Below are 6,722 nucleotides of genomic sequence, written 5' to 3'. Positions count from 1 at the left end.
GCCTTTTGGTTCCTTTTTGCTGGGCCGGCACTCCGGCGTTTGAAAAAGGGACTCGCCGTAAGGGCGAAACCATAAGCGGCCGTTACCGCAGCAATGGATATCCCCCCAATCCAGTCCTTAAATACAACCCCATGCTTAAGTGAACAGCAGCTTTACGGACCAGGTCCGGGTTTTTAATCGCCATTCGTTCAAGTACGTCTCAGTTTGCCACTCGCGCCCCGGCGAGACTGCCGCTCAATTCATACGCCGCCAATTCCGCCTGATGCGCCGCCAGCAGCTCCGGCAACGACCCGCGCAGGTACTCCACCCAAGTCTTGATCTTCGCATCCAGGTACTGCCGCGACGGATAGATCGCGTACAGGTTCAGCTCCTGCGAGCGGTACTTGGGCATCACCCGCACCAGCGTGCCGTTACGCAAACCGTCGATCGCGGCGTACAGCGGCAGTACACCGACGCCCATGCCACTGGTGATCGCGGTTTTCATCGCATCGGCCGAGTTCACCAGAAACGGCGAGCTGTTGATGGTGACCATTTCCTGCCCGTCGGGACCGTCGAAAGCCCATTTTTCCAGGGGGATGACCGGGCTCACCAGGCGCAGGCACGCGTGGTTCAGCAGGTCGCTGGGTTTTTGCGCGCAACCGTTGGCTTTAACGTAGGCCGGCGACGCGCAAACGATGCTGTAGGTGATTCCCAGGCGCTGGGAGACGAAGCCCGAATCCGGCAGTTCGCTGGCGAGCACGATGGACACGTCGTAGCCCTCGTCGAGCAGGTCCGGCACTCGGTTGGCCATGGTCAGGTCGAAGGTCACGTCCGGGTGAGTCTTGCGATAGCGTGCGATAGCGTCGATCACGAAGTGCTGGCCGATGCCGGTCATGGTGTGCACCTTGAGCTGCCCGGCCGGGCGCGCGTGGGCATCGCTGGCTTCGGCTTCGGCTTCTTCCACGTACGTCAAAATCTGCTCACAGCGCAGCAAATAGCGCTTGCCGGCTTCCGTCAGGGCGATGCGTCGTGTCGTTCGGTTGAGCAGACGGGTTTGCAGGTGGGCTTCCAGGTTGGAGACCGCGCGCGAGACGTTGGCCGTGGTGGTGTCCAGTTGCACTGCGGCGGCGGTGAAGCTGCCGGCCTCGGCCACGTAACTGAAGGCGCGCATGTTTTGCAATGTGTCCATGGGGTGCTCTCGGGTTCGATGGCAAATTGTGACACGAAGTTTCAGGGGCGGAGACCCCTACAAAGGGATTATCGCGTTAACGGTAACAAAGATTCACAGGAATCCCAGCTTATCGCGTTGAAAACCCACCCCTAGAATTGCGCCGTCCCTCCTATGTTCCCCACCTCAGGAATTTTCAGCAGTGCCGCGTCGCATCAGCAGAGCGCTTCAACCCCTCAGTATTCTGGCTTTAACCCTGGTAATCAGCGGCTGCATCGGAACCGGAGGTATCGCCCCGCAGGGCAAGGCGCTGGAGGCTGATTCGCTGGCCACCGACGAAGCCATCCAGAGCGCCGCGCAGGATGCGCATTGGCCCACCGCTCAATGGTGGCAGGCTTATGGCGATCCGCAACTGAATCGCTGGATCGACCTCGCCGTGCAAGGCAGCCCGACCATGGCCATGGCCGCCGCGCGGGTGCGTCAGGCCAATTCCATCGCCGGTGTGGCCGAGTCGGCCGAGTCGTTGCAGATCAACGGCCAATCCACCCTCAAGCGCCACAACTGGCCCACCGATCAGTTCTACGGCCCCGGCGATCTGGCCAACAGCACGACCTGGGACAACAACGCCGCGCTGGGCTTCAGTTACGCCCTCGACCTCTGGGGTCGTGAAAGCAATGCCACCGAGCGCGCCGTGGACATGGCCCACATGACCGTCGCCGAAGCGCGTCAGGCGCAGCTCGAATTACAGAACAACATCGTGCGCGTCTACATCGAGCTCTCGTTGCATTACGCGCAGCGGGACATCGTCGAAGCGACATTGAAGCAACAACAGCAAATCCTGGATCTGGCGCACAAGCGCCTGAACGGCGGCATCGGGACCCATTTCGAAGTCAGCCAGGCCGAGACGCCCCTGCCGGAAACCCATCGCCAGATCGATGCTCTGGACGAGGAAATCGCCCTGAGCCGTAACCAACTGGCCGCACTCGCAGGCTTTGGGCCGGGGCAGGGGGCGCAATTGCAACGGCCGACCCTGTCACTGGGTGCAGCGCTCAAACTGCCGTCGTCGTTGCCGGCGCAGTTGCTCGGGCAACGTCCGGACGTTGTCGCCAGCCGCTGGCAAGTGGCGGCGCAAGCACGGGGCATCGACGTGGCGCATGCAGGCTTCTATCCCAACGTCGATCTGGTCGGCAGCCTGGGCTACATGGCCACCGGTGGCGGGGCGCTGGAGTTCCTGACCGGCAGGAAGCTCAACTACAGCGTCGGCCCGGCGATATCCCTGCCGATCTTCGACGGCGGCCGTTTGCGCGCGGAGCTGGGCGAGGCTTCGGCGGGTTATGACATTGCCGTGGCCAAGTACAACCAGACCCTGGTCAATGCCCTGAAGAACATCTCTGACCAGTTGATTCGTCGCGAGTCCATGGACAAGCAGCAGGCCTTCGCCGCCGAGTCGGTTGCCACTGCACAGAGAACCTATGACATCGCGACGATCGCTTATCAGCGCGGGCTCACCGATTACCTCAACGTGCTCAATGCGCAGACGCTGTTGTTCAAGCAGCAGCAGGTGCAGCAGCAGGTGCAGGCAGCGCGCCTCAGCGCCCATGCCGAGTTGGTGACGGCGTTGGGCGGCGGGCTCGGTGCAGGCAACGATGTGCCGAAAGACAGCCAGACCGCTGCACCGAAAACCCCGGTCCTTTTGCGTTGAACATAACCCCAGTGGGAGCGAGCCTGCTCGCGAAGAGGCCTTGTCAGTCAAAGAAGTTGTCGCCTGACACACCGCTTTCGCGAGCAGGCTCGCTCCCACAGGTACTGAGTCTGACCTTTTATCCAATGAGCAGGATCTGATGACGCCCTTGCCCGCACCCTTGCGCTGGCTGTACTCCCTTGAATGGCGCCGGGGTTTCTTCGACTGGGCACGCAGCGACGGCGTGACCTGGGTCTACATTTTCAAGGTATTGATCGCAGCCTTCCTGACCCTGTGGCTGGCCATGCGCCTGGAATTGCCGCAGCCGCGAACGGCGATGATCACCGTGTTCATCGTCATGCAGCCGCAAAGCGGCCAGGTGTTCGCCAAGAGTTTCTATCGCTTTCTGGGCACCTTGGCCGGTTCGACGGTGATGGTGGCGTTGATCGCCCTGTTTGCGCAGAACACCGAACTGTTCCTCGGTTCGCTGGCGATCTGGGTGGGTATCTGCTCGGCCGGCGCGGCGCGTTGCCGCAACTTCCGCGCCTACGGCTTTGTGTTGGCCGGCTACACCGCCGCGATGGTCGGGTTGCCAGCGCTGGCCCATCCAGACGGTGCGTTCATGGCGGCGGTCTGGCGGGTGCTGGAAATCTCCCTGGGGATTCTCTGCGCGACCCTGGTCAGCGCCGCGATCTTGCCGCAAACCGCCAGTGCCGCGATGCGCAATGCCTTGTATCAGCGCTTCGGGGTATTTGCCCTGTTCGTCACCGATGGTTTGCGCGGTCGCAGTCAGCGCGAGGCCTTCGAGGCCGGTAACGTGCGCTTCATCGCCGAAGCGGTGGGCCTGGAAGGGCTGCGCAGCGTCACCGTGTTCGAAGACCCGCACATGCGTCGGCGCAACGGTCGGCTCAGCCGCTTGAACAGCGAGTTCATGGGGATCACCACGCGTTTCAACGCCTTGCACCAGTTGCTCGAACGCCTGCGCAGCAGTGACACCGATCACGCCGTGGCGGCCATCAAACCAGGCTTGCAAGACCTCGCCGAACTGCTCGATGGCTTTAGCGGCCGTGCGCTGACCAGTGCCGACGCGGCGCGCCTGGTCACTGCGCTGACAGCCTACAAGGCCGGTTTGCCGGCGCGGGTACGAAGCCTGCGCGCGATCTTCCAGGAGGGCGGTCCGAGCGATGCCGAGCTGCTGGACTTCCACACGGCGTACGAATTGCTCTATCGCTTCGTCGACGACTTGCACAGTTATGCACAGACCCACGCATCCCTGGCCGATCACAGCCATGAACGCGAGCGCTGGGACGAACCGTTCACACCGCAAACCAACTGGCTGGTGTCGGCCGCCTCGGGGATTCGGGCCGCATTCATCCTGGTGGTGCTGGGCAGTTATTGGGTGGCGACGGCATGGCCGAGCGGGGCGACCATGACATTGATCGCCGCCGCCACCGTCGGCTTGTCCGCCGCCACGCCGAACCCCAAGCGCATGGCGTTCCAGATGGCCTGCGGGACGTTTCTCGGGGCGCTGATCGGTTTCGTCGAGATGTTTTTTATCTTCCCCTGGATCGACGGCTTCCCGTTGCTGTGTGTGATGCTCGCACCGGTGATCGTGCTCGGTTCATTCCTGAGCTCGCGGCCGCAATATGCCGGTGTCGGCCTCGGCTTGCTGATCTTCTTCAGCACCGGTTCGGTGCCGGACAACCTCACGGTCTACAACCCGTACACCTTCATCAACGACTACATCGCCATGGTGCTTGGCATGCTGGTGTGCGCGGCGGCCGGCGCGATCATTCTGCCGCCGAACAGTCGCTGGCTGTGGCGGCGCCTGGAGCAGGACTTGCGTGGCCAGGTGGTCTACGCCATCAGCGGCAAGCTCAAGGGGCTGGCGTCGCGTTTCGAAAGCCGCACCCGCGACCTGGTGCATCAGGCCTACGGCTTCGCGGCGGGGCAGCCACAGGTCCAGCGCGATCTGCTGCGCTGGATGTTCGTGGTACTGGAGGTCGGGCACGCCATCATCGAGTTGCGCAAGGAGCAGGCGATCCTGCCGGTGCATCCGGCGTACGCCGAGTCCCAGCCATGGCGCCAGTCGATCCGTGTGATGGGCCGTTCGCTGGTGCGGCTGTTCCTGCAACCGGGCCAGAGCAATCTGGAGCGCGCCCTGATCGCCGTCGATCACGCCATCAGCCGCGTACAAGCTACCGACGAACCCTTTGCCCCGCACTTCGACACGTCGGCGCTGCGCCGGGTCAAGAGCTACCTGCACTTTATCCGCACCTCGTTGCTCGACCCGCAATCACCGCTCACCGCCTACGCCAATACCAAGCCCAAAGGACTTGAACATGCCTCGTGAAATCGCCTTCCACGGCGTGTACATGCCGACCATGACCCTGATGTTTTTCATCGCGGCGGCGTTGGCCTGGGCACTGGACCGATTTTTGTCCGGCTTCGACCTGTACCGCTTCTTCTGGCACCCGGCGCTGCTGCGCCTGAGCCTCTTTACCTGTCTGTTCGGCGCCCTGGCGCTGACTGTCTACCGTTGACTCTCTACCACTGAGAATGCCCTGATGAAAAAGCTTTTCAGCCTACTCGCGACCTTGTTGGTGCTGGCCCTCGCGATATGGATCGGTCGCTCCCTGTGGGAGCACTACATGAACACCCCCTGGACCCGCGATGGCCGGGTGCGCGCCGACATCATCAACGTTGCCGCCGATGTCACGGGCGAAGTAGTGAACGTGCCCGTGCGCGATAACCAGTTGGTGAAGAAGGGCGACTTGCTGATGCAGATCGACCCCGAGCACTACCGCCTCGCGGTCAAGCAGGCGCAGTCATTGGTGGCGTCGCGCAAGGCCACCTGGGAGATGCGCAAGGTCAATGCCCATCGCCGCGCCGATATGGACAACCTGGTGATCTCCAGGGAAAACCGCGACGACGCCAGCAACCTCGCCGACTCGGCCCTGGCCGACTACCAGCACGCCCAGGCCCAACTGGAAGCCGCCGAACTCAACCTCAAGCGCACTGAAGTGCGTGCAGCCGTCGACGGCTACGTGACCAACCTGAATGTGCATCGCGGCGATTACGCGCGCATCGGCGAAGCGAAGATGGCCGTGGTCGACATGAACTCGTTCTGGGTCTACGGCTTCTTCGAAGAAACCAAACTGCCCCACGTGCGCGTGGGCGATAAGGCCGACATGCAACTGATGAGCGGTGAAGTGCTCAAGGGCCATGTGGAAAGCATCTCGCGAGGCATCTACGACCGCGACAATCCGGAAAGTCGCGAGCTGGTTGCCGACGTGAATCCGACCTTCAACTGGGTGCGCCTGGCGCAGCGCGTGCCGGTGCGGATTCACATCGATGAAGTGCCGGAGGGCGTGCTGTTGGCGGCGGGGATTACCTGTACGGTGGTTGTCAACGCATTGTAGGTTTCAACAAAACGTCTCATGCAGATGCCGCCAAAGAATCTTGCCTTCTACCTTCTCGAACACCACGGTCGAGCGGCGATCGGAATGCAGGCCGGTGGCATCGGTCTGTTGTTCTCGGTAACTCACGATTGCGCCGCCGTTGTGCAAGGCAATGCCGCTCAACTCGCCAAGTTCGATGCGCAACCCAAGCTTCTTGCCTGCGGCCATCAGGAACAACTCGTTCAACGCATCGAAATCCAGCACCCGGCCCAACGGCGAGACCATGGAAAACTGTGGCGAAAAACGCCTTAGTAATTGTTCGAGTTCGGCCGGGTCGCGTTCCTTGGCCAGCCATTGTTCGATGGCGACGTGCGCCTGGATCACTTCGTCGAAGTATTCGTTGTAGTCGGTCATGTTTGATTCCTTGAATTCTGTGGAGTCTGTTTTGGCGCCTTCGCGAGCAGGCTCGCTCCCAGAGGTCATGCACAGGGCT

At 62.0% G+C, this 6,722-nt stretch carries 6 protein-coding genes; 4 read left to right on the top strand and 2 right to left on the bottom strand.

What is annotated here, in order from left to right:
* Positions 1 to 199 precede the first annotated feature (199 nt).
* Complete coding sequence (locus AC1Q8Q_RS27300) at positions 200 to 1,168, bottom strand: LysR family transcriptional regulator (protein ID WP_020800725.1); 969 nt, start codon at positions 1,166 to 1,168, stop codon at positions 200 to 202.
* A 181-nt stretch (positions 1,169 to 1,349) separates the two neighbouring features.
* Between AC1Q8Q_RS27300 and AC1Q8Q_RS27295 the strand changes: the two genes are divergently transcribed.
* The 4 genes from AC1Q8Q_RS27295 (at position 1,350) to AC1Q8Q_RS27280 (ending at position 6,250) form a co-directional block, all read left to right on the top strand.
* On the top strand, positions 1,350 to 2,849 hold the full coding sequence (locus tag AC1Q8Q_RS27295) for an efflux transporter outer membrane subunit (protein ID WP_033044517.1): 1,500 nt from the start codon (positions 1,350 to 1,352) through the stop codon (positions 2,847 to 2,849).
* Between the two features lie 139 nt (positions 2,850 to 2,988).
* Positions 2,989 to 5,181: an FUSC family protein gene (locus AC1Q8Q_RS27290; RefSeq protein WP_151140498.1), complete on the top strand. Its 2,193-nt coding sequence runs from the start codon at positions 2,989 to 2,991 to the stop codon at positions 5,179 to 5,181.
* On the top strand, positions 5,171 to 5,371 hold the full coding sequence (locus tag AC1Q8Q_RS27285) for a DUF1656 domain-containing protein (RefSeq protein WP_007896379.1): 201 nt from the start codon (positions 5,171 to 5,173) through the stop codon (positions 5,369 to 5,371). The genes AC1Q8Q_RS27290 and AC1Q8Q_RS27285 overlap by 11 nt, the downstream gene beginning before the upstream one ends.
* A gap of 24 nt (positions 5,372 to 5,395) precedes the next feature.
* Positions 5,396 to 6,250 (top strand): efflux RND transporter periplasmic adaptor subunit, encoded by an 855-nt coding sequence (locus tag AC1Q8Q_RS27280; protein ID WP_020800722.1) that lies wholly within the window; start codon positions 5,396 to 5,398, stop codon positions 6,248 to 6,250.
* A gap of 3 nt (positions 6,251 to 6,253) precedes the next feature.
* On the opposite strand, the gene AC1Q8Q_RS27275 is transcribed toward AC1Q8Q_RS27280, so the two are convergent.
* Positions 6,254 to 6,643, bottom strand: a complete 390-nt coding sequence (locus tag AC1Q8Q_RS27275; protein WP_168757258.1) for a DUF4440 domain-containing protein — start codon at positions 6,641 to 6,643, stop codon at positions 6,254 to 6,256.
* Positions 6,644 to 6,722: the final 79 nt, after the last annotated feature.

It is taken from the genome of Pseudomonas sp. GW823-FHT06B06 (genome assembly GCF_058795195.1).
Note: the sequence above shows the minus strand (reverse complement) of the source record. Positions and strands in the feature narration are given on the sequence as shown.